Origin of the sequence: Pseudomonas sp. S4_EA_1b (genome assembly GCF_016307435.1) — a bacterium.
Lineage (GTDB): Bacteria > Pseudomonadota > Gammaproteobacteria > Pseudomonadales > Pseudomonadaceae > Aquipseudomonas > Aquipseudomonas rhodesiae.
In genome coordinates, this window is record NZ_JAEILC010000010.1 from 44,328 (window position 1) to 64,741 (window position 20,414).

The following is a 20,414-nucleotide window of genomic DNA, read 5'->3' on the forward strand; positions in this document are numbered from 1 at the left end:
TTCTGATTCGGCTGTTGGCCTTGAACACCGGGCGCGGCCACCGCCGCGCCCGGATTTGCATTTCACCGCGCCCAGGACGGAACGGCCTGGGCGCGGTGCTGTTCGGGTTATTTCTTCGTCTCGATGAGCCACCATACGGCACGCGGCAAGGCGCGGCCCGTGATGGGGTGAATGTCGGTCAGGTCGGCACGGGCTAACCAGCCCGAGGGCGGGCGGTAGCCGCGCACGTCGCCGTCGCCGTGCCAGCGGCGGGCGCGTACCGCGCCGGGGGCGTAGATCGCCGCCATGCGTAGGCGGCTGGTGGTGGTGTGGGTCATGGGGCGTTCTCCTTCAAGCGAAGCGCCCCGGTTCAAGGCCGGGGCGCTTGCCATCGGCGCAGGTCAAGCGGCCAGCGCCACGGCGGGTTCATCCGCCAGTGCCTCGGCATCCTCCGGGGCGTCATCCTGCGCCTGCGGTTCTGCCTGCGTGGCTTCCTGCGTGCCTTCGGTGGCGAAGATGGCGGGCATCCATCCGGTTCCATCCGCCAGCCGCTCGGCTTCGCTGGCAATGTCGGCCTTCTTCAACTTCGCCAGCCGGGTGACGTGCGACGGTGCGAACTGCTCAACGGCTTCCAGAATCGCGGCCTTCGGCACATGCCGGAAATAACCTTCATTGGATGGCTTCCACCACGCGGCCATGTCCAGCCCCACGGCCTGCGCCAGTTCTTCGCCCGGCTGCTGCCGCGTGGTGCGGGGTGTCACCACGTCCACCGTGACGGCCACGCATACCGCCAGCAGCCGCACCAGTTCGTCTTGCGACTTCGCCAGCAGCGCGGCGAACAGTTCGGCGCTGTCCTCGGGCAAGGCTTCGCCCGCCACCTGTTGCAGTTCGCGCAGCGCCACGGCGGCGGGCGATTCCGGCCAGTCCGGGGCCATGCCTTCCAGCCGGTCTTGCACTTTCAGGCTCACGCCCAGCGGCAGATCGTGGCCGTAGTGGCTTTCCTGCAAAACGGTCTGCACCATGCCATGCACCAGCGCGGCCAGCGCCACTTGCGGATGCCGTGCCACTTCGATTTGCAGCGCGGCGGTGCGATGGGCGCTCAACCGTTGCGCCAGCCGGTCGGACATGGCGGCGGTCTTGGGCTGCCCTTCGCTGTCTCCGTCTTCGCCTTCGTCGTCGTTCACGGCATCCTCGCCGCTGAAACCTTGGCGCAGGCGTTCCAGCGTGCGCAGCGCCTTGGCCTCGGCCTCGCGCAGCAGGCCGCAATGGATGACGGCCTGCCCGTTGCGGTCGATGGTGACGATGGCACCGGCTGCGGCCTTCACGGTCGGGCTGTAGTCCTGCAAGCCATCTTCCAGCGCCTGCAACTGCTCGCCCACGGCTTCGCCTTCTTCCTGCAAGGCATCGGCCTTTTCCTCGTCGTCGACGTCCAGCGCGTCATCCACGGCTGCGGCCAGTTCCTGCATCTTGGCTTGCAGCTTTTCGATGCGCTGCGCTTCGCGCTTGGTCGGTTCGCGCCGCTCCCTCGGCGCACGCTGGAAGGCGTGCAGGTCGGCATGGGTCACGCCCGGCGTGGCATCTACCCATGCCCAGCCTTCGGCCTTCACTTCGGCGGCGATGCCCGCCAGCCGGTCTTGCGCCAGCCTGTCCAGCAACGCAGCATCGGTCAGGTACACGCCCGCGTCACCTTCGGCGAACAGGTCACGGCGCACGCCACCGCCTGCGGCCTCGTAGGTGTCCAGCCCGACGAAGCGCACCAGCGGATGCCGGTAGGCGTCGATTTCCCTTTCGGTGAGGCGGTCGCGCAGCGCGGACGGCTGGCGTTGCCATGTTGGCGCATCGTAGAAGGCGACTTCCTGCGCGGTGTGGTCGTCGGTGATGGCCAGGGCCATCAACTGGTCAAGGCTCACGGCTTCGGCGCGGTAGTCGGCCAGCAGGCGGGGCGATACGTTCGCCAGATTCAAGCGGCGCTGCACCACCAGCGGGGACACGCTGAAATCCGCTGCAATGTCCTCGATGGGTCGGCCTTCGGCCACCAGCGCGGCGAATGCCTCGAACTGGTCTGCCGGGTGCATCGCTTCGCGCTGCACGTTCTCGGTGAGGCTGGCCGTGCGGGCGGTGCCATCGGCCACCAGCAGGCAAGGCACCTCCCATTCCTTGCTGATGCGGTGCTTCTTCGCCAGCAGCTTCAACGCGGCCAGCCTGCGGCCACCGGCCACGACTTCGTAGTGCTCGCCATCGGCGGATGCAATCACGATCAGGTTTTGCAGCAGGCCCACGCGCTGGATGCTCGCGGCCAATTCGGGGATGGACATGCGCGGGGTCTTGCGCACGTTGCGGCCCGTGGGGCGCAGCACCAGCCGCGACAGCGGAACCAGAATCAGGTTCTTGGTCGGGTCGGCGGCTTCCAGCGGGACAGCGGCGGCGGTGTTGACGGCGCGGGCTTCGGTGTAGGTGATGGCGTTCATGGTGGTTCTCCAATCAAGTGAAACAAGGGAATGGAGGGGAAACCGCCCCTCCGGCGGGTGAAACATCGGAAGGGGTCAGGCTTTCAACTGGCGCAGGCCATCGGCCAGCATCCAGAGGGCGCGGTTCAGGCGCACATCGGAATCAATGCCCTGCACCGGGCGGGTTTGCTGGCGGCGTCCGTTGGCGCTGCGGCCATGCAATCCGCCTTTGGTCAGGTTTTCTTGCGTGCGGTTGAACACGCTCCACAAGTCCGGGCGGCGGTCGTCGAACCGGCGCGGCATCAGGATTTGCGATTCGGTGATGGGCGCGGGCTTGTTGTCGGTGGGGTCGTACTTGAGGGCCAGCGCGGCGCGGGCGAACACTTCGGCCTCGCCTTCGTCCAGCGTGATTGCGCGCATGGCATCGCGGGAATCCTTCACCCGGTCGAAGCCGCGCAAAACTTCGTAAGCGCCTTCGATGACGTGCCCGGAAACGTCGCCCTTGTGGGGCACGCGCACATCGGCCACGGTGTCGCCGCACACAAGGCCATTGCTGCACACGAACCGGAACATCCCGGCCAGCATCTGATAGCTGCTCGTGCCATCGTGCGAGTTCAGCAGCACGATTTCATTGGCCTCCGCGCCGTTGATCTGGCTGGCGTGGCGCAGGCGAATCATGTGCTTGGTGTGCTCGCGCTTGCCTTCGTCGCGCACGCGGGTTTGCGTCACCATGAAGGGTTGAAACCCCTCTTTGCGAAGCTCGGTCAGCACGGCAGCGGTGGGGATGTAGGCGTACCGCTGCGAACGGCTTTCATGCGGCGCGTCCGCGAAGATGGACGGCGCTACGCGGTGAATCTGGTCATCGGACAGCGGGTAGTCGCTGCGCAGCGAGGGGGAACGGGAAGCGAATCGGGATGCGAGTTGCATTTCATTTCTCCTGACAAAGAAAAAAGGGTTTGCTGTTCACACCGCACACCGGATTCCTAGATTCGGAGCCCAGCCTTTCGGCTGTTTGGTGCGGTCGGCGAGAGGAACCCGGTTGGCCCTGTTGCCACCGTCTTTCCTGAGTTCATCGCCCGCGACGGTCAGGAGCGCGCGAACGTGTGCCGTCAAGGAGGCAAGCGCAGGGTTGGTGCGGCCCGCAGGCGCAGCCGAGGACACGGCCCTGCGCGCCTTGACGGCACACGGGCGCGGGCTACAGTCGCGGACAAGGTGATGAAGTCAGGGGAGACGGCTGGACATGGCAACGGCCTTCCCCTTGCGCTGACCGCACGGCAAGCGAAGCGCGCAGGCCCGAAGCTGGAAGCCGGGCCGGAGGCGTCAGCCGAGCGGAGCGAGGGAACGATGGAAGCCCGACAGGGGCGAAACCCCGAAGGGGGTTTGATGCGCTACGCGCACGACAGCGCGACCGGCCATCTCCCAGGTGGCCGGGGACGCCCAGCCTTCAAGGTTCGATGAGCACCAAGCGCACTACGCCCCACACATCGGGAAGCGGGTTCTGCTGTGGCTGCGGATTTCTGGCCGATCCGGCGCAGCCGGTTCGGCGGTCTTTAGGGGTGCCAAGCCTCGCGCGGCGGGGATAGCCCGCAGGGCTTTCCCCTGGAGGCAAGCGCAGCGCGCAGCGCCCCGGAAGGGGCGCGAAGGCATCAGGCCGAGTCGTCAGGGCGCAGGCTGGATTGCGCAACCGGCATCCACGGCGCTGACGAATCGAGGTAGTAGCGCATACCGCGCGCATACAGCCCCGAAGGCTCGGTCGGGCGGTAGAACCCGTTGATGCAGCTACGGAACTGCACGCCGTATTCGTTGGTGTAGATCACCGCGTCACCGATCTTGAAGCGCAGCGGCTGGCCGTTCTCCGGCGCGAACGGCTTGAGCGCATCATGCTGGGCGGTGATTTCGATGATGTAGTCGTGATGGCTGCTCATGGCATTGATCTCCTGTGATGGTCGAAAAAGCGCAAGGAGCGCCTTGCGGCGCTCCAAGGGCGAAGTCAGACGACGATTCGCCCGGCCAGCCGCGCATCACGCGCATAGCCGCTTAGACGCTTCTCTGCCCGGAAAGACAGGTCGCGCTCGATCGGCAGGCCCAGCCCGCCGCGCACGCTCGCCAGCTCGTCCAAGCTGACCCAGCCGATTTCCGGCTCCCCCAGGCCCAGGTCGCAAAGACCAAAGGCGTGGTCGTGGTCGTCTGGATCAATCTCGGTCAGCAGCCAAGTCGCGCCGCCGTCCGGCGTGAACAGCTTGACCACTGGAGCCGGATCGAAGTCCGGGTTCTCCAGCGATGCGCGGCCGTTGGCCAGCAGCACGATGCGCTGCTCGGTAGTGATGAGTAGGTTGTTCATGGTGAACTCCTGAAAGGTTGCCGGGCGGAATTGCCCGACCCTTCCGGGGCACGGCGCAGCGCAAGCAGTCAGGGGTCAACGACGGCCGCCAGGACGCAAGCGCCATCGGCGCGCAGCCCTTGACGGCGAGAACGCCGTGGCACGATGAAGGGAACAGCAAGACCGCCTCCCTCACACCTCCACGCACCCCGGCTTTCGGCAAGTGCGCAGCACGCGCAGGCCCGCGAGGGCCGGAGTTGCGCCACCAGGCGCAGCAAAAAGGGGCCGAAGCCCCCAAGGTCAAATCAGGCCGCGTTCGGCGAAGGATGCCGTGCTGTTGCCCGCGACGATGACGTGATCCAGCACGCGCACGTCCACCAGCCTCAGCGCCTCATTGAGCCGCTGCGTCAGTACCTTGTCGGCCTGCGACGGCTCGGGATTGCCGCTCGGGTGGTTGTGCGAAATGATGACCGCCGCCGCGTTGTGCCGCAGCGCTTCCTTGACCAGCTCGCGCGGATACACCGATGCGCCGTCGATGGTGCCGCGGAACATCTCGGCGTATTCGATCAACCGATGGTGTGTATCGAGGAACAGCACCGCGAAGACTTCATGCTCGAAGCCGGCCAGCTTGGCGCACAGGTATTCCTTGACTGCCGCCGGCGATGTGAACGACGTACCGCGCTGCATCTTGCGCTCGATGGCCTGGCGCGCGGCGTCCAGAATCTGCTCGGCAGTCGCCAGCAGGTAGCGGCCCTGCGTGTCACGCACCATCAGCGAGGAATCGAACGAGGAAAAGGACAGTTGCGACATGATCGTGCTCCGGTTGCTCGGGCGGAATTGCCCGGAACCGTCGCCAGCACGGCGCAGCGCAAGCAGTCAGGGGTCGCAGACGGCCGCCAGGACGCAAGCGCGCATGGCGCGCGCCGCCCTTGACGGCGAGAACGCCGTGATACGGTGAAGGGAACAGCAAGACCGCCTACACCCCGCCCACTGCACACCCTCGGCTGTTGGGGCAAGCGGAGCGCGCAGCGCCTGGCGGGCCAGGTGCGCAGGCGAGAGGGATTGAAGCCCGAAGGGGCGAGACACGGCGCAGCTGTGGCTCGATGCGCAGCACGACAGCGCGACGGCGGAACGCCGGGACGCCCGACTGCTGGGAACAGGACTACCCGCTATCGGTCTTGCGCTGCTCGATCTGCAACTGTGCCCGCTGCGTTGCCTGTTGCAACCGCTCCACCAGCACACCCCTTGGCGGCAAGGCGGTCAGGTACTCGGCGACGTGGATGCCCGACTTGTCCAGCTCCAGCAACTCGATCTGCTCGCGCTTCTTGCCGGTGCAAAGGATGATGCCCAGCGGCGAGGCTTCCTCCGGCTCCCGTTCGTGCTTGTCGAGCCAGCGAAGGTAAAGCTCCATCTGGCCCTTGTAGGCCGCCTTGAACTCGCCGACCTTCAACTCCACCGCCACCAGCCGCCGCAGCTTGCGGTTGTAGAAAAGCAGGTCGAGGTGGAAATCCTCGTCGTCAATCGGGATGCGCTTCTGCCGGGCCACGAAGCTGAAACCTGCGCCCAGCTCCAGCAGGAATGACTCCATTTCACGAATGATCGCGGCTTCGAGGTCGCTTTCCTGCCAAGTGTCACGCAGCCCCAGGAAGTCGAGAATGTACGGGTCGCGCATGACCAGCGCGGGCGACATGCGCTGCGCATCGCGCATCGTCGCCAGCTCCTGCGCGATCATCTCCCCTGGCTTCTGCGACAGCGCCGTGCGCTCGTACAGCATCGAGTCGATGCGCTCGCGCAGCGTTCGCACGCTCCAGCGTTCGGCGCTCGCCATCTGCGCGTAGTAGTCCCGCTGGAGCGGGTCTTTCAGCGGGATCAGGGCGATGAAATGCGTCCAGCTCAATTGTCGTATCAGTGATACGACAATTCGCTCGTCCGGGTAGGCGGCGGCGAACTGCACCATGCGGCGCAGGTTCTTGACCGCGAAACTGCCGCCGTACTCCTTGACCAACTGCGCCGCCAGGGTCAACACCACTTCCTCGCCGTAGTCGGCTCGCCGGCCCTCCAAGACCTGCGTGTGGATGCGCTGGCCGATGCGCCAATAGAGCATCGTCAACTCGCTATTCACCGCCGAGGCGGCGCGTTGCCGCGCCGCCTCGATCAGTGCCCGAATGTCGCCCAGCAGCGCCGAAGGCGCTGCGGGTGACGCTACGGATGCCTTGCGCTGGTTCATGCCGCCACTCCTTCGGCCTGCCGTGCGCCAGTGATGGCCTGGCGTCGGCTGGCCACCAGCTCGGCCGCATCGCGCACCGGCTTGTCCTCGGTGTGGACGTAGTGCATGAACATCGCCACGGTCTTGTGGCCCGTCAGCTTCATGCCTACCTTGGTCGGTACGCCCGAATTGGCAATGTCGGTCGTGGAGCGGTGGCGGATGCCGTGCGTGCCGACATGCGGGACGCCAGCGGCCTTGAGTACCCGGCACCAGCCGCCATAGTGCTCGCCGAAGGTCAGGTGCCGGGCCGGGTCGTTGGGAGACGGCAGGACATACGGGCAACCCTCCCGGCGCGGGGCCGTCGAAAGCAGCCGATGGGCTTCCGCGCTCATGGGCTTGGAAAGGCCGCCGGTCTTGCTGTCGGGCCACACGACGCGGCGATTTTCCAGGTCGATCCAGCTCCATTCGAGCGTGCAGATTTCAGAACGGCGGCCAGCGAACTCGAATTGCAGGCGGATCGCCAGCGGGATGACGTAGTTCTCCAGCCCTTCGGCCTCCAGCTTCTCCAGTTGGCGAAAGATCAGCGCCAGCTCGTCGTCAACGATGAGCCGGGTTTCCTCGCCGGGCGGGAACATCGGAACGTGGCGGCACGGGTTCGTGCCGTCCGGGCGGTAGCCCCACACTTCGGCCAGGTTGAACATCTTGCGCAGCACGCCAAAGGCGTTGTTCGCCTCGGCCGGCTTGTAGGCGAACTTTTCCATCAACGCGGCAATGTCGGGCCGCTTCACGTCCTGCACTTTCTTGCGCCCCAGCACCGGAACGATGCAGCGGTCAATGACGGCCTGGTAGCCGCGCTGCGTGGTGGGCTTGTTGCGCTTCTTGGAGTAGTCCTCCATGAACTTTTTGCACAGCGCCTCCATCGTGGGCGCCTTGCGCGCCTCGGCCTTGGCGCCGCCGGGGTCGCCACCCCGGCGAACCTCGGCCAGCCAGTCCTGCGCCATGACGCGCGCCTGCTCCACGGTCAGTTCCCCGTACAGCCCCAGCGAGGGCTTGCGGGGCTGACCGGCGTTCGTGCGGTACTGGAGCATGAACACCTTGCGGCCCGCTGGGGTAATCTTGCACAGGAAGCCGGGCACTACGGTATCCCGCAGTTCGACGTCCTTGGCCTGGGGTTGCGCCGCCTCTACGGCGGTCTTGGTGAGCTTGATCTTTGCCATGATGACTCCTTGGAACGACCCGGTTCCAAGAGCCACATAGGAGCGGCGCGAGGGGAAACCGGGTCAAGTTTCAGAAAGCACCGGCATATGATGGACGCGCCTAAGTTATTGATAAACCTGCTGTATCGAGCTTCGGCGTAGTCCAGCGAAGTACCGGGCTGGAGTCATCGTCAAACAAAAAACTGCGCGCCCAGGGCGGGTACTTCGCCCGGGTGCTCAAGGCACGCCTGGGCCAGGCTGCGTACCTCGCCACCGGCACAGAACGCCTTGGCGCCATTGCCGCGCAGCAACACGCAGACGATTTGCGGGTCTTTGGCCCAGGCCTCCAGGCGGTCGCCGAGGGCCAGGATCATCGGCAGGGAGAGGGCGTTGAGCGACTTTTCAGCGTCCAGGCTGGCGATGCCGATACGGGCACCGCCGCTGCCGGTGAGTTCTTCGAAGTGCAGATTCATCGTGACCTCAATCGAGAAAGTGAAAAATCAGTATGATCCTTTGGTGGGAAAGTGCCGGTGGTGTGTCAGATCAATTGACAAGCGGAGGCGGCTTTCCTAGGGTTCGCCTCATTCTTTTTTTACAAGACACTTCAACGATGACCGACGGCGACCGCATCAAACTCGAACCCAGTTGGAAACATGCCCTACGCGATGAGTTCGACAAGCCCTACATGGCCCAGCTGCGCGAATTCCTGCGCCAGGAGCATGCCGCCGGTAAACAGATCTACCCGCCTGGCCCGCTGATTTTCAACGCCCTCAACTCCACGCCGCTGGACAAAGTGAAGGTGGTAATTCTCGGCCAAGACCCTTACCACGGCCCCGGCCAGGCCCATGGCCTGTGCTTCTCGGTGCAGCCGGGGGTGCCGGCGCCGCCGTCGCTGGTCAATATCTATAAAGAACTCAAGCGCGACCTGAACATCGACATTCCCAACCACGGCTACCTACAGAGCTGGGCCGAGCAGGGCGTGCTGATGCTCAATACCACCATGACGGTGGAGCGCGCCAACGCCAACGCCCATGCCGGCAAGGGTTGGCAGTTCTTTACCGACCGGATTATCGAAGTGGTCAGCGAGCACCAGCCGCACTTGGTGTTTCTGCTGTGGGGCGCCCACGCCCAGAGCAAGCAGAAGCTGATCGATGCCACCAAGCATCTGGTGTTGACATCGGTGCATCCGTCGCCGCTGTCGGCGTATCGCGGGTTTATCGGTTGTGGGCATTTCAGTCGCGCTAACAAGTTCCTTGAGCAGAACGGCGAAACCCCAATTGAGTGGCGGTTGCCGCCTGTCTGAGCACGCCGCCCGGCATGCCATTTCATTAACCATGCGCCTCGCGTAACTCGATGCTTGCGTGATGACCTGCGGCCTCTTGATGTGTATGCATCAAGGGGTACCTGTTATTCCTGACAGTATCCGACCTTCTTGTATCAGCATTAAATAATCTCCCTGGCCTCGTCGGTCTGGTACGCGCCAGCTCGCTTGTCAGTGGTCAATCATTGGTTCAATGCTTGAGGAGAGTAGAAATGTCTAATTCTAAAGTTTCTTCAAATGCGGAGGCGATGGGCTCAAAAAATGTCGACGTGTCCGGGCGCAAGCGCTCGGGTTCCGCCAAGACCCTCCAGATGCCAACAGTGCCTGAAGCGTTGCCATTACTGCCGGACGAGGCGGCTTGGACGATTCACTCGGACCTCCAGAATCAACCGTTGGCGGTGACGATCGAAGACGTATGGCCAGTCCACTATTCTCACGTCGCCATGACTACAACGGTTGTATATTTTTGGCAGAACCTTGAAGTTCATCGCCGTGAAATCGTGGGGCCTTACGATCCCAATGCTGTGTTTCCTTTGGTTGAGTACTTGCCGGCAAGCGTGTTAAGTACTGGCGGTATACGCCAGCTCAGATATCAGGTGAGTGCGCCGTTGCTAACGACGACTTCCTCGTTTATCACAATGATCAACGTCGACAAGACTGAACCCAATAATAATAATCCAGGTCCGGAGTTGATTTTTGGCCCTGAAGTGGCAGATGGCATTGTCACCGACGATGAACTGGTGGCAAACAACGGTATAGGGGCAGAAGTCGAGCGTTGGACGGATATTCGCCTTGAAGATGAGGTCGAGTTCTTTTGGGGAGCGGTAGCCAACGTCAATTTTGTGGGTAAGCTGATCATCGGGCCAAATCATGTGGCGGGTGCGCCGATTCTGATCCATTTCCCTGAAGACTTTATTCGTAAGAGTGGGCCAGGCCTCAGGTCCGCCTCTTATCGGCTGATCGACCGTGCAGGTAATATCGGCCCGTTCTCCGCGCCCACCGAAATTGAAGTCAGCACCATAATGTTGCCGGATCTTCCCCGTGCTGAAGTGCCCCTGGGTGAAGACGACGGCCTTATAAACCTGGACGATGCTCGTACAGGCGTTATTGTCGAAATCGAACAGATTTTCGGGGCGCAGCCGAACGACACACTCGTCATTTGGTGGAATACCCATACGCTTGCCGTCGTGACAATTGGGGTGGCCCACGCTTGGCCCATCCGTGTACCTGTGAAGTGGGAGATCCTTTCAGCCGAGGGGTTTGAGCAGGCGATTCCCGTGCGGGTGCGTTATCTGTTTCAACGCGGCAGCGCGTCGAAGCCATCGCCTGATAGCTTTTACATTCTGGACTTCAGTGTGGCCGGACCAGACCCGCAAGGACCTGATCCGATCAATACCCAATTGCCTTTGGTCGTCGTAAAAGGAGTTACAGGGGATGATGTTGTCACCCAGGCGGACGCCCCGGGTCCTGTTCGCGTCGAGGTGAGACTATGGAACGGTGACGTAATACCTGGGCAAAAGTTGGAACTGTTCTGGGGCGGAGAGGCTGCGCTGGCGGACGAATATGAGATTCAGCCCGGTGAGCTTCCCGGTCAAACCGTGGTTTTTTGGGTGCCTTGGCTTTTGATCATGCGAGCAGCGTCAGGACAAGTACCGGTGTATTACTGGACGGATAACGCTGTCAATCGCCAGCGCAGTCCTGACAAATTGGTGCGAGTGGAGCTTGATACACTCAAGGGCCTGGTGAGGCCTGTATTGCTGAATGACAGCGACCGCAATTTCGTTGCTTGTGATACCCATCCGGAACCCTGGACAGGCGTGTTCATAGGTATACCGTGGGATGCTATCCACTTTGAGGTCGGTGACCGGCTTGAAGTGTATTGGAGTAGCCACCGCACAAAAGATGGTAGCGGAGATCCTTTCCCAGGTACGAGTGTTACGTTCCATGTTGAGTTGTCTGATGCTCACAGAGATCTTCAGCAGGTTGAGGTACAGATACAACCCTTCAATCCGCTGTTTACCCTTCCTGGGCTGGTCGCGGATTGGGGTTCGGGTGTTGTCTTCTATCGGTTATTCAAAGCGTCCGGGCCAACGGGTCTGTCGGCCAAGAAGCTCATTTACATTGATCTGAAAAGGCCAGGTGGTGGCACTTGCCTCGGGCCTACTCAGAGTGAGTGAAAACCGAAAAAAGCGCTCACGCCTGATGCCGATCAATCAAACCCTCTCGCTTGACCCTGGGCGCAAGAAATCGAAATCCGATGCCTGTACTGGCATCGGATTTTTTGCGTCTTGCGCGAGCACTGGAACTGACCCACGACATTGCTTGCACCCGATTTACTCTAGTCGTTGGATACCTTGCTCGATCACTCTTCGGGGGAGCAGCAGCTTGAACTGGCCGGCATGGTGGCACCGCGCAAGCGGCGTTTACCGCTGACAGTGTGCTGCCGGCCCAACGCCTGTCATGGGCCTAATACGCCACGTTTCCAGCGTGTGAGTCCTATAGGATTACCCCCAGTTTCCGCATCTTTACCTGTCAAGGTTGACAGGTGCGCGCCTGGCACAGGGGGGGTTAAATAGACTCGTCACTCGGTCCAGTTAGATGTCTGGAAGCGAGCCATTCTCTATTCCATGTGAGAGTAAGCAGCCATGACAAAACCCAATAACTCCCGAGCGCTTGGATCAACCTCCACGAGCAAAAAAAAACTGACGATAGCACCGAACTCTCCGTTGTTGGTGCGGCCGCCATGGGCTCGAACCCCTCGCGGACCGCGGGTGCTGGATGCGCTACATGTGGTGAATGCATTGCCCGACGTGGCGGACGGGCAAACGAATCTAATGGACATCGCGGAGTTGTACGCTGAAGGCGTTATATGTGAAATCGCAAGGTGGAACGAAATCCTGCCTGTTGGCGACGACGAATTGGAAATTCGTATTAATAATGTCCTTTATGGCTCTCGAATTCCTTTCAGTAAGCCGTTGTCTGCGCACACCTGGCCCTACCGCTTCTCGATACCGGAAGACAAGATCGGCGAACACGGGCTGAAAAGTCTACGCTATGAAGTATTTACCTCCAGCGGTACGACGGATGGCCCTGCTCTTCCTACCTCAGTGACCATTGACCGCCGAGACGCTAATGCCGGTCTTAGGCCAGGCGCGGTGACGTTACCGGGTTGGGTGGGCCACTATGTGACGTTACAGGATGTGGACGATAACGGCGGTAGCCTGACTTTCCAGGTACCGCGTCGCTTGGACCCACAAGTTGGCGACAAACTGGAGATCTTCACAAAGTTTCCCAGTGATACGCCCATACTGACTTTGGAAAATCTACCGCGTACCACTGCGCCGATACAGGTCAGTCTGACCACCGCTCAGCTTGCTGCGGATGGGGGGGGGCTAAAACAGATCAACTTTGTTTACACCGATCGTGCCGGTAACCAAACCAGCTACCCGAGCGCTATGCGAGAGTTCACATTGGTGACGCGCGCCCTCCCCGCTAACCTGCGAGACCCAGAGTGCCCTGCAGCACCGCTCGACCTGACCGACGCTCAATTGAATCGTGCTGAGATCTGGATCCGCAAATACGACAATGCGCAGGCTGGAGACCAGGTTTTTATCGAATTCAACAGTTTTTTGATCGTGGGTACTGTAGATCTGAGCTGGCCGCTTAAGGTAAAAATTCCTTGGGAGGACCTTAGGGATGGAGGTCTCACCGCACCCTACGTGGCAGACGTGTTCTACAACGTTCATAGTGGCGAATTAATTGCCGGCCCTTCGGGCACCATCACGGTGGATGTGGACTTGACCTCGGCGGGCGGGCGGCCTGAAGACCCGGGCCCTGTTAATCCCGAGCTGGGTCCAGTGACAGTGACTTCATCCGGGGGCCTGACCAATGAAATCGGCCCTGGCGACTTCGGCGACGCTACCGCCCGGTTTGCGCGCTATACAGGGGCTACGGCGGGGCACCTTATTCAGCTTTGGTGGAAAGGCATCCCTTGTTTCGACCCGCCTTACCTAGTCACTGTGGCAGATGAGACTAATCCCGAGTTCATGCTTACGGTGCCTGCGGAGGTGATCAAGCAGGCAGGCAACGGAGACATTCCCACTTGGTACACACTCAATAACGGGGTGAACGATAACTTCGTCGATTCAGTGGAAACCCTTGTGCATGTCCGCGCGTTTGCCGTAGATAACCTGAATGGCATCGAGTACCCGGACGCGCTGGCCTTCGACGATTTGTTTGCGCTTACCTGCGACCAGGACATTGTTGGTGGGATCAAAACCGTAATCAGAGACCCTGCGAACTTGCAGGCGGGCGATCAGATAACGCTTCATTGGGTTGTTTATGGTCCGGATGATTTCTACTCCGCCGAAAAAACGGTGGATCTGCCTTTCCCTCCCGTGACGGTTAGCCACGACCACACTGATCCGGGCCATCCTGGCGAGCGTTTTACAGTACCGTTCCCGGTCTATATCCAGCCTGTCGTGAGCGGGCGTATTGAAGCTTACTATCACGTACTAAAAGCGGATGGCGTAACTGAAGGCGATTCACCCGTCACCTTTGTGCTGATGACTCGGCGTCAGACAGGTAATACCATCTGTGGTAACTGATGTAACGCGTTGAGGAGCCTTGTCCGCTACCTGGCGGCGAAAGCCTTTAGGTAGCGGTTCTTCGCGTGTGATCCACGCACGAAATTGCCCATTTGTGTGGACGCGGCTGATAGCGTGGTTTCGTGAGATGAAATTGAAGTATTGATCGCGCGCGGTTAGCTAGAGCGAGATTAAGAATAATCCTACGCGACCTTAGACTTGCCTTACATGAAGTTCCTCTTCGGCTCCGTACTCTAGGCCCCCACTGAAAGCCCAGGGCGATAAGCCTTTAATCGCTTGGCTTGTTCAGTCACCCGACTAGAGGTTAATTCTCCGTGACTCATATTAAATTTTTTACTCCAACTCGACTCGCTACTGCTATCAAGTTTTTGGCATTGATGCCATTGTCGCTCGCCGCCACAAAAGCGCTTGCTCTGGAAGTCTTTCCAGGCCATGAACTGACCATTGATGCCAGTTCTCCGTTAGACCGCTATAAGTTGAGCGGTGATGCAAAACTTATTTCCAATGGCGCCACGATCGTCAGTGTCCTTGCCAACGAATCGACCTTCGAAATGAATGGCGGTCGGGTACAGGCCGGCAATGAAGTGGGCGTTTCACTTTATGACAGTTATGCGAGCATCCGTGATGCGCATATTTCCAGTGACCGTTCTATCGGATTGATCGTGGGGAGCCAAGGTGCCCAGGGGTCGACGGCCGATGTTTTCAATACCCTGATCGAGGGCGCCACCCAAGGCGTTATCTTGAATGGCGCCAGCGTACTGACTTTGAATAACAGTGAGGTCATAGGCGGCGAGCAAGGCCTGTTGGCCGTTGATGGGAACTTGAACGCGAATCAGAGCCGCATCACTGGCGCCACCAATGGTATTGAAGTCTATCGGCACCCGACTGCACCGAACCCGGCGTCCTTTACGTTCAACCAGACGGCTGTGGTTGGCGAGAGCGGCGCGGCTATTGTGGTGAAGTCTCCTGGCGTGGTCGAGATCGATGTCAATAACGGCTCCACCCTGCAGGGTGGGAATGGCAACATGCTGGAATTGACGAATGGCGGTTCGGCCAACATGCGCGTCAACAGCAGCGCCCTGGCCGGCAACGTTCAAGTCGGCACCGGCAGCGCACTGGACCTGAACCTGGACAGCGCCACCATGCACGGCGATGTGATCAACAGCGGCGGCACCGCCAGCGTCGGTCTCAACAACGGCTCGATCCTGACCGGCCGCCTGGAGAACGTCGATAAGCTGGCAATCAACAGCGATGCCACCTGGGTGATGGTCGATCACCAGCAGGTAGGCGACCTCTCCATGAGCGGCGGCAACGTCAAGTTCGGTGAGTCCGGCACGTTCTACCAATTGGACGTCGCTAACCTGTCGGGCAACGGCACGTTCCATATGACCGCGGATTTCTCCACGTTGACTGGCGATTTCCTCAACGTTACGGGCACTTCCTCGGGTGAGCACAAACTGCTGATCGCCAGCAGCGGTGCCGACCCGCTTAGCGCTGATCGTTTGCACGTGGTTCACACTGCGGACGGCGGTGCCCAGTTCAGTTTGCTCGGTGATCGTGTGGATGTCGGTACGTATTCCTACAGCCTGATCAACGAAAACGAAGGCAAGGATTGGCTGCTCGACCCGGAGAGCAAAGTGATCAGCCCAAGCACCAACTCCGTATTGGCGTTGTTCAACGCTGCGCCGAGCGTGCTGTTGGGCGAGACGACTACGCTGCGTACCCGTATGGGTGAGTTGCGTTTCAGCCAAGGCCAATCTGCGGGGCTGTGGACGCGCGCTTATGGCAATCGGTATGAGGTGTCCAACGACAAGACAGGCCTGGGGTATAACCAGTCGCAACGCGGTTTCTCCATCGGTGTAGACGCGCCTGTCGAAGCGGGCGACGGCCAGTGGATTATCGGTGGGATGGTCGGTCACAGTAACTCGAACCTGGATCTGAACCGTGGCAGCAGCGCCACGATTAACAGCTACTACGTGGGCGGTTACGCCACCTGGCTGGATGCCGAAAGTGGTTTCTACTTTGACGGTGTGCTCAAGTTCAACCGCTTGCACAACGAGTCGAACGTGGCCATGAGCGACGGTAAGAAAGCCAAGGGTAACTACACGCAGAACGCAGTGGGCGCCTCGGCGGAAGTGGGTCGGCACATCAAGCTGGCTGACGATTACTTCGTCGAGCCTTACGGCAAGCTGGATGCGGTGATTACCCAGGCCCAGAGTTATACGCTGGACAACGGCCTGGATGCCAAGGGTGACCGGTCGAGCACAGTGATCGGTGAGCTGGGCACCACCGTCGGACGGACGATCCAACTGGAAAGCGGCAGCGTGTTGCAGCCGTACCTGAAGGCGGCGATAGCCCATGAGTTCGATCAGAGCAACCAGGTGTCCGTTAACAATAACGCGTTCAACAATGACCTGTCGGGTTCGCGTTTCAAGGTAGGTGCGGGTGTCGCGATGTCCGTGTCGCAGAACCTGAAGTTGCATGCGGATCTGGAGCACAGCACCGGCAAGAACATCAAGCAGCCTTATGGTGTGAATGTGGGCCTGCGTTACGATTTCTGAGCAGGTAAAACCAACGCCGGATGTCATGCAGTTNNGAAAGAGGCGGGTTTTTTTTAACAATTAAGTTAACAGCGTGGGATATAACACTTACAGGCTGACCACGATGATATTGGCATTTCCAGAGTTGGCCACATAAGCACGGCTGCCATCAGAGGTAATAACAATCTCTTTAGGTCGGTCCAGTGGGTAGCTACTGGTATTGATTTCTCCAGTGATGGATTGGGTGGACGTATCGATGATTTTTATCGAGTTTTCTCCATGTAAACACATGTAGGCTTTTGTGCCGTCTGGCGCAAATGCAATGCCCCAAGGATAGCCGAGGTTGTCAATTCTCTTGATAAGTGTCACGGGGACGGTCGCAGCGGACAACATCATCAAATACCCATCCGTCGCATACGAACCGGCGTTGGTTGCGTAAATAACGTCGGCAGTGGGGCTATAGGCTAATCCAAAGTTTCTTCCTGAGCCACGAGGAACAGTAAATGAGCCTATTACGGTGCCTGAAGCCTGATCGAATGTTCTTATATGATAGCCATTTGTATAAATTCGAGTGCCTGAATGATTGAAGGCAATTGCTTGTGTATAGTAACTGCCGCCATTAAGCCATCTCACATACTTGTTAGTCGAAGTGTCTATTTCTTGGAGACCTCCATAATATTCGTTTCCACTGTAAAGGCGGGATCCTGTTGGGTTTAAGCGTAGAGCTGAGTTGTATGGGAAACCAGCAGACGAGATCGTCGCTATTGTCTGAAAATGCGTGGTTTCAATAACCAGCGTCGAGGTACTCAGTAAGCTGACGTACAGATTCCGGCCATTCGGGCTAACCGCTATACCCGAAAGCGCCCCCGTTCCAGTCACTTGGAGCGTACGAATCACTTCCCCCTTGTCGGTGTCGATCACTGAAATCGTTCTGTCACCCACATTGGTCACATAGAGTCTCGAGTCGTCCTTGGACAGAGCAAGGTGACTAGGGGTATGCCCTACTTGAATCTCGCCTTCCACGACCCCCGATGCTTTTTTGATCCTGTACACCGGTGACCGGCTAAAGTGCTGAGCCGTCGATTCGTTCCCGCTGCCATCGAGCGATACCCGCGCCTGAATCGTCACTGTGCTGTTATCGGGCAGTGACCTGAGGTAGCTGGCAGGGATCAGATCGAGGGTACGTCCGGCCGTGAATTCAGCGGATGTGACGGGCATTGAAACGCGAAGCGCAAGGTCGGTGGAACTCAATATATCAATCCACAGCAATTGCGAGGCCCGGAAAAACGGCCACCGGTTAATTCGCACATGGTTGGCAACACTGGGGTTGATTGCCCCGCCTACTGTTTCGGGAATAGTGACCAAATCAAGTAACGAGTCCGGTAGCGCTAAAACCTCCACGGTAAGATTCGGCGAGCTAGTCGTCCCAGAGGCTTCCATAAGTTGGTACGACACGTTGAACTCACCACCCAAGTAAGCCGCGACAAAGTCGCTCGATAAGTTGAAGCGCGTGTAGGTTTCACCCGGTTCGGGTATGGAGGGCCGTGCGGGGATGTCTGGAGTACCGACCCCCGGTTTACCGGTGATAATGATTTTAATGTCTGCGTCGTTCGGAAAGGTGTTCGACGTCACGCGGACTTCCAAGGAAGGTGGGTTGGGTGCAATCACATGCACAGGGTTGAGTTCAACCCGGGTTTCCGAGATGTACGTGGCTTGCACCACACTGGGTAACGGTAAGATACGCGGTCCGCCAATCGCAATGATCAGTTCCAGGGAAAACTGAGTGGGCCCTGGCATTACTGGTTTGAGTTCGTAATACAAATGCGCCGTGCCGCCCTCGTTGTTCAGTACAACGGTGCGACCAATGGTGAAGGGGATTTCGGCATCCTCCCAGTTTTCGTCTATTCGGAACCATGGGCTCGTGTAACTACCACCCGGTTTCGAACCGATGAATATGACTCTGATCTCCGTGCCCGCGACGATAGACGGATGCGGTTGTACCCTGACGTTCAAATTACCTTTGTGGATCAAAGGGTTGAATCTAAAGTCGGGTGGTACTGCCTGCAGTGTCGTAGGCGCCGGCAGTTTATTTTGAGTCTTGCCAACGTAGATGATCGCTACGTCTGACGGTGGCCTTGGAATACCGCCGTTAATGATGTAATGAGCCTTGAAATAGCCTCCGTAGAGGGCGAAGAAGAACGCGCCATCCAAGATGAAATCAATATCGCCCGTGCCGGCGACGTCCGTGTAGGTCGCATAAGTAGGGGCACCACTGGCTGGAAACCCCACCACCACCAGCTCAACCCTATCTTGCGAGTTTTGCCCCATGTAGTGCGGGACTACGATATGCACCGGGTCGGTATTTTCGGGCAACACTCCGTTGATCAGACCCTGCACCTCTGGAGGCGGCAACTGTGTACCGGTGGGGTTGCCGAAAATGTAGTAAAGCGCGGCTGAGGAGTTACGGTCGGGTGTGCCTGGGCGAATCCGTTTGTAGGTGATCAGAATCAGACCATCGACCAGGGGTAAGAGGAAAGAAAGGGGCAGGGGGATATATGCCCTGATCAGGTTGGTATTCGTTACCGTATAGCGCAGCACGATTGAGCTGGATATGGCATGAACAAGCCCATAGACGGTCAGGACGACCACATCCTTGATGTTGTAGCCGTTGAAGCGTATCGGCACTTCGATGGTCGCGTCACCTATGAGATCCGGCACATTGATGACGTCCTTATCGATTTCCGGGTCGTAGTGCGATTCAAGGACATGCACCATTGGCAGCAGCGGTTCCACACCGTTCCCGGCCCGAAGTTCGATCAATCTGGACGGTGAGAAGCCGGGGGAGTGATTGCCTGCCTTATCGACGACGTACCACTGGACCAGATGCACGCCATTGGGCAGTTGGCTCCAGGTCCCATGGTAAGCCACGATCCGTATTGGCTCATTGCCGGAAGCCTCGAAAGACGTGACGGTGTGCTTGATAATTACGCCGCCGATACTGACGTGAATGACATCGTTCTCTTTACGGCTATGGACGGGAGATTCGTTGGTATTCAAAGGGTAATTGGCGATCAGCATCGACACGCCGAGGCCTATCTGCTCATCGGTAACGAACCCAAAGTTTTCGATTTGGGGATCCTCAAACGTGACAGGGCTCATGTTGTCGTTGTAAGGCGTACTGGGGATCGGGTCCCTGCCCACAGGGGGCTCACGGTCTGCGAGAAAATTGAACACTTTGCTGCTTTCGACAGCGCCGCCCGTGCGCTTAACAAAGGCTTGCACGGTGTTGTTCGCTTGGTCGATAAAACGACCGCTGTCCATGAACAGGACAGTGATCTGGTCGTTATCTATTTCTTCTTGGCTAACGGTGTGAATAGGTCCCCGTACGCCATTGATCTCCAGCCAGATAAAGTCATCCGCCTCCCTTTCCAGGTACCCCGGAAGCAGACAGATAACCCCCTTCGTGTGGAGCACCAACGCCGCTTTGTTGAGCGCGGCATCGTGACCGGCAACGGGTTTTGTTTCAGTGGGAAAGATAATCACCAAGTCGCTGAACGGTTTGAGTTCGCCGGGAAACAATCTACGGGGTAAAAGCCCGCTAGGTGGCTTGGGGACGCAATGGGAGATGATTGCAGGTAGGTTAGTACCGTCTGAGCGGGTCTCAGCATTCTGATCCAAGGTCATGATCGTCAGCCTCTTGGGGTTGGTCGGTGCGGACACCCCACCCTCAAGGCAGGGCGCGTCGAGAATCATTGAGCGCCGAGCACAACGAGCTGCCTAGCTGTGAGAAATGACAGT

The 20,414-nt window shown here is 59.3% G+C and carries 13 protein-coding genes and 1 pseudogene; 4 read left to right on the top strand and 10 right to left on the bottom strand.

The genetic code is table 11. The features are described 5' to 3' along the window. Positions 1 to 107: 107 nt before the first annotated feature. The 9 genes and pseudogenes from YA0848_RS02845 to YA0848_RS02885 all read right to left on the bottom strand — a co-directional run. Positions 108 to 317: a hypothetical protein gene (locus tag YA0848_RS02845; RefSeq protein ID WP_023101684.1), complete on the bottom strand. Its 210-nt coding sequence runs from the start codon at positions 315 to 317 to the stop codon at positions 108 to 110. A gap of 63 nt (positions 318 to 380) precedes the next feature. Then, positions 381 to 2,447 (bottom strand): ParB/RepB/Spo0J family partition protein, encoded by a 2,067-nt coding sequence (locus YA0848_RS02850; RefSeq protein WP_023123543.1) that lies wholly within the window; start codon positions 2,445 to 2,447, stop codon positions 381 to 383. A gap of 75 nt (positions 2,448 to 2,522) precedes the next feature. Continuing rightward, the gene (locus tag YA0848_RS02855) at positions 2,523 to 3,353 is read right to left on the bottom strand and encodes a DUF932 domain-containing protein (protein WP_023101686.1); all 831 of its coding nucleotides are present in this window, start codon (positions 3,351 to 3,353) and stop codon (positions 2,523 to 2,525) included. A gap of 719 nt (positions 3,354 to 4,072) precedes the next feature. Next, positions 4,073 to 4,351 (bottom strand): hypothetical protein, encoded by a 279-nt coding sequence (locus YA0848_RS02860; RefSeq protein ID WP_023123544.1) that lies wholly within the window; start codon positions 4,349 to 4,351, stop codon positions 4,073 to 4,075. 65 nt (positions 4,352 to 4,416) lie between these two features. Further along, complete coding sequence (locus YA0848_RS02865; protein ID WP_023101688.1) at positions 4,417 to 4,767, bottom strand: DUF2958 domain-containing protein; 351 nt, start codon at positions 4,765 to 4,767, stop codon at positions 4,417 to 4,419. Positions 4,768 to 5,046: 279 nt separating this feature from the next. Further along, positions 5,047 to 5,556: a JAB domain-containing protein gene (locus YA0848_RS02870; protein WP_023101689.1), complete on the bottom strand. Its 510-nt coding sequence runs from the start codon at positions 5,554 to 5,556 to the stop codon at positions 5,047 to 5,049. A 352-nt stretch (positions 5,557 to 5,908) separates the two neighbouring features. Beyond that, positions 5,909 to 6,973, bottom strand: a complete 1,065-nt coding sequence (locus YA0848_RS02875; protein ID WP_023101690.1) for a PDDEXK nuclease domain-containing protein — start codon at positions 6,971 to 6,973, stop codon at positions 5,909 to 5,911. Beyond that, positions 6,970 to 8,169, bottom strand: coding sequence for a tyrosine-type recombinase/integrase (locus YA0848_RS02880; RefSeq protein WP_023101691.1), 1,200 nt, complete (start codon positions 8,167 to 8,169; stop codon positions 6,970 to 6,972). Before YA0848_RS02880 ends, YA0848_RS02875 begins: the two co-directional genes overlap by 4 nt. Positions 8,170 to 8,345: 176 nt before the next feature. Next, a pseudogene (locus YA0848_RS02885) lies at positions 8,346 to 8,621 on the bottom strand (enoyl-CoA hydratase/isomerase family protein); the annotation flags it as partial. A gap of 137 nt (positions 8,622 to 8,758) precedes the next feature. Here YA0848_RS02885 and ung point away from each other — a divergent pair. The 4 genes from ung to YA0848_RS02905 all read left to right on the top strand — a co-directional run bounded on the left by ung (position 8,759) and on the right by YA0848_RS02905 (position 16,637). Continuing rightward, positions 8,759 to 9,451 (top strand): uracil-DNA glycosylase, encoded by a 693-nt coding sequence (gene ung, locus YA0848_RS02890; RefSeq protein ID WP_034096376.1) that lies wholly within the window; start codon positions 8,759 to 8,761, stop codon positions 9,449 to 9,451. 230 nt (positions 9,452 to 9,681) lie between these two features. Then, positions 9,682 to 11,646 carry a hypothetical protein gene (locus tag YA0848_RS02895; protein WP_169903308.1) on the top strand — a complete coding sequence of 655 codons (1,965 nt, stop codon included), beginning with the start codon at positions 9,682 to 9,684 and terminating at the stop codon, positions 11,644 to 11,646. 594 nt (positions 11,647 to 12,240) lie between these two features. Further along, the gene (locus tag YA0848_RS02900) at positions 12,241 to 14,076 is read left to right on the top strand and encodes a hypothetical protein (protein ID WP_143506463.1); all 1,836 of its coding nucleotides are present in this window, start codon (positions 12,241 to 12,243) and stop codon (positions 14,074 to 14,076) included. 377 nt (positions 14,077 to 14,453) lie between these two features. Further along, positions 14,454 to 16,637, top strand: coding sequence for an autotransporter outer membrane beta-barrel domain-containing protein (locus YA0848_RS02905; protein ID WP_080758691.1), 2,184 nt, complete (start codon positions 14,454 to 14,456; stop codon positions 16,635 to 16,637). Positions 16,638 to 16,724: 87 nt separating this feature from the next. Here the strand turns inward: YA0848_RS02905 and YA0848_RS02910 are convergent, their stop codons facing one another. Then, positions 16,725 to 20,300, bottom strand: coding sequence for a YncE family protein (locus YA0848_RS02910; protein WP_169903307.1), 3,576 nt, complete (start codon positions 20,298 to 20,300; stop codon positions 16,725 to 16,727). Between the last annotated feature and the right edge of the window lie 114 nt (positions 20,301 to 20,414).

Bases quoted from the DNA above. Each gene is read 5' to 3' on its own strand.
- YA0848_RS02895 (WP_169903308.1), top strand. From the start codon at position 9,682: ATGTCTAATTCTAAAGTTTCTTCAAATGCGGAGGCGATGGGCTCAAAA.
- YA0848_RS02910 (WP_169903307.1), bottom strand. From the start codon at position 20,300: ATGACCTTGGATCAGAATGCTGAGACCCGCTCAGACGGTACTAACCTA.
- YA0848_RS02875 (WP_023101690.1), bottom strand. From the start codon at position 6,973: ATGAACCAGCGCAAGGCATCCGTAGCGTCACCCGCAGCGCCTTCGGCG.
- YA0848_RS02865 (WP_023101688.1), bottom strand. From the start codon at position 4,767: ATGAACAACCTACTCATCACTACCGAGCAGCGCATCGTGCTGCTGGCC.
- YA0848_RS02850 (WP_023123543.1), bottom strand. From the start codon at position 2,447: ATGAACGCCATCACCTACACCGAAGCCCGCGCCGTCAACACCGCCGCC.
- YA0848_RS02860 (WP_023123544.1), bottom strand. From the start codon at position 4,351: ATGAGCAGCCATCACGACTACATCATCGAAATCACCGCCCAGCATGAT.
- YA0848_RS02905 (WP_080758691.1), top strand. From the start codon at position 14,454: ATGCCATTGTCGCTCGCCGCCACAAAAGCGCTTGCTCTGGAAGTCTTT.
- YA0848_RS02880 (WP_023101691.1), bottom strand. From the start codon at position 8,169: ATGGCAAAGATCAAGCTCACCAAGACCGCCGTAGAGGCGGCGCAACCC.
- YA0848_RS02845 (WP_023101684.1), bottom strand. From the start codon at position 317: ATGACCCACACCACCACCAGCCGCCTACGCATGGCGGCGATCTACGCC.
- ung (WP_034096376.1), top strand. From the start codon at position 8,759: ATGACCGACGGCGACCGCATCAAACTCGAACCCAGTTGGAAACATGCC.
- YA0848_RS02855 (WP_023101686.1), bottom strand. From the start codon at position 3,353: ATGCAACTCGCATCCCGATTCGCTTCCCGTTCCCCCTCGCTGCGCAGC.
- YA0848_RS02870 (WP_023101689.1), bottom strand. From the start codon at position 5,556: ATGTCGCAACTGTCCTTTTCCTCGTTCGATTCCTCGCTGATGGTGCGT.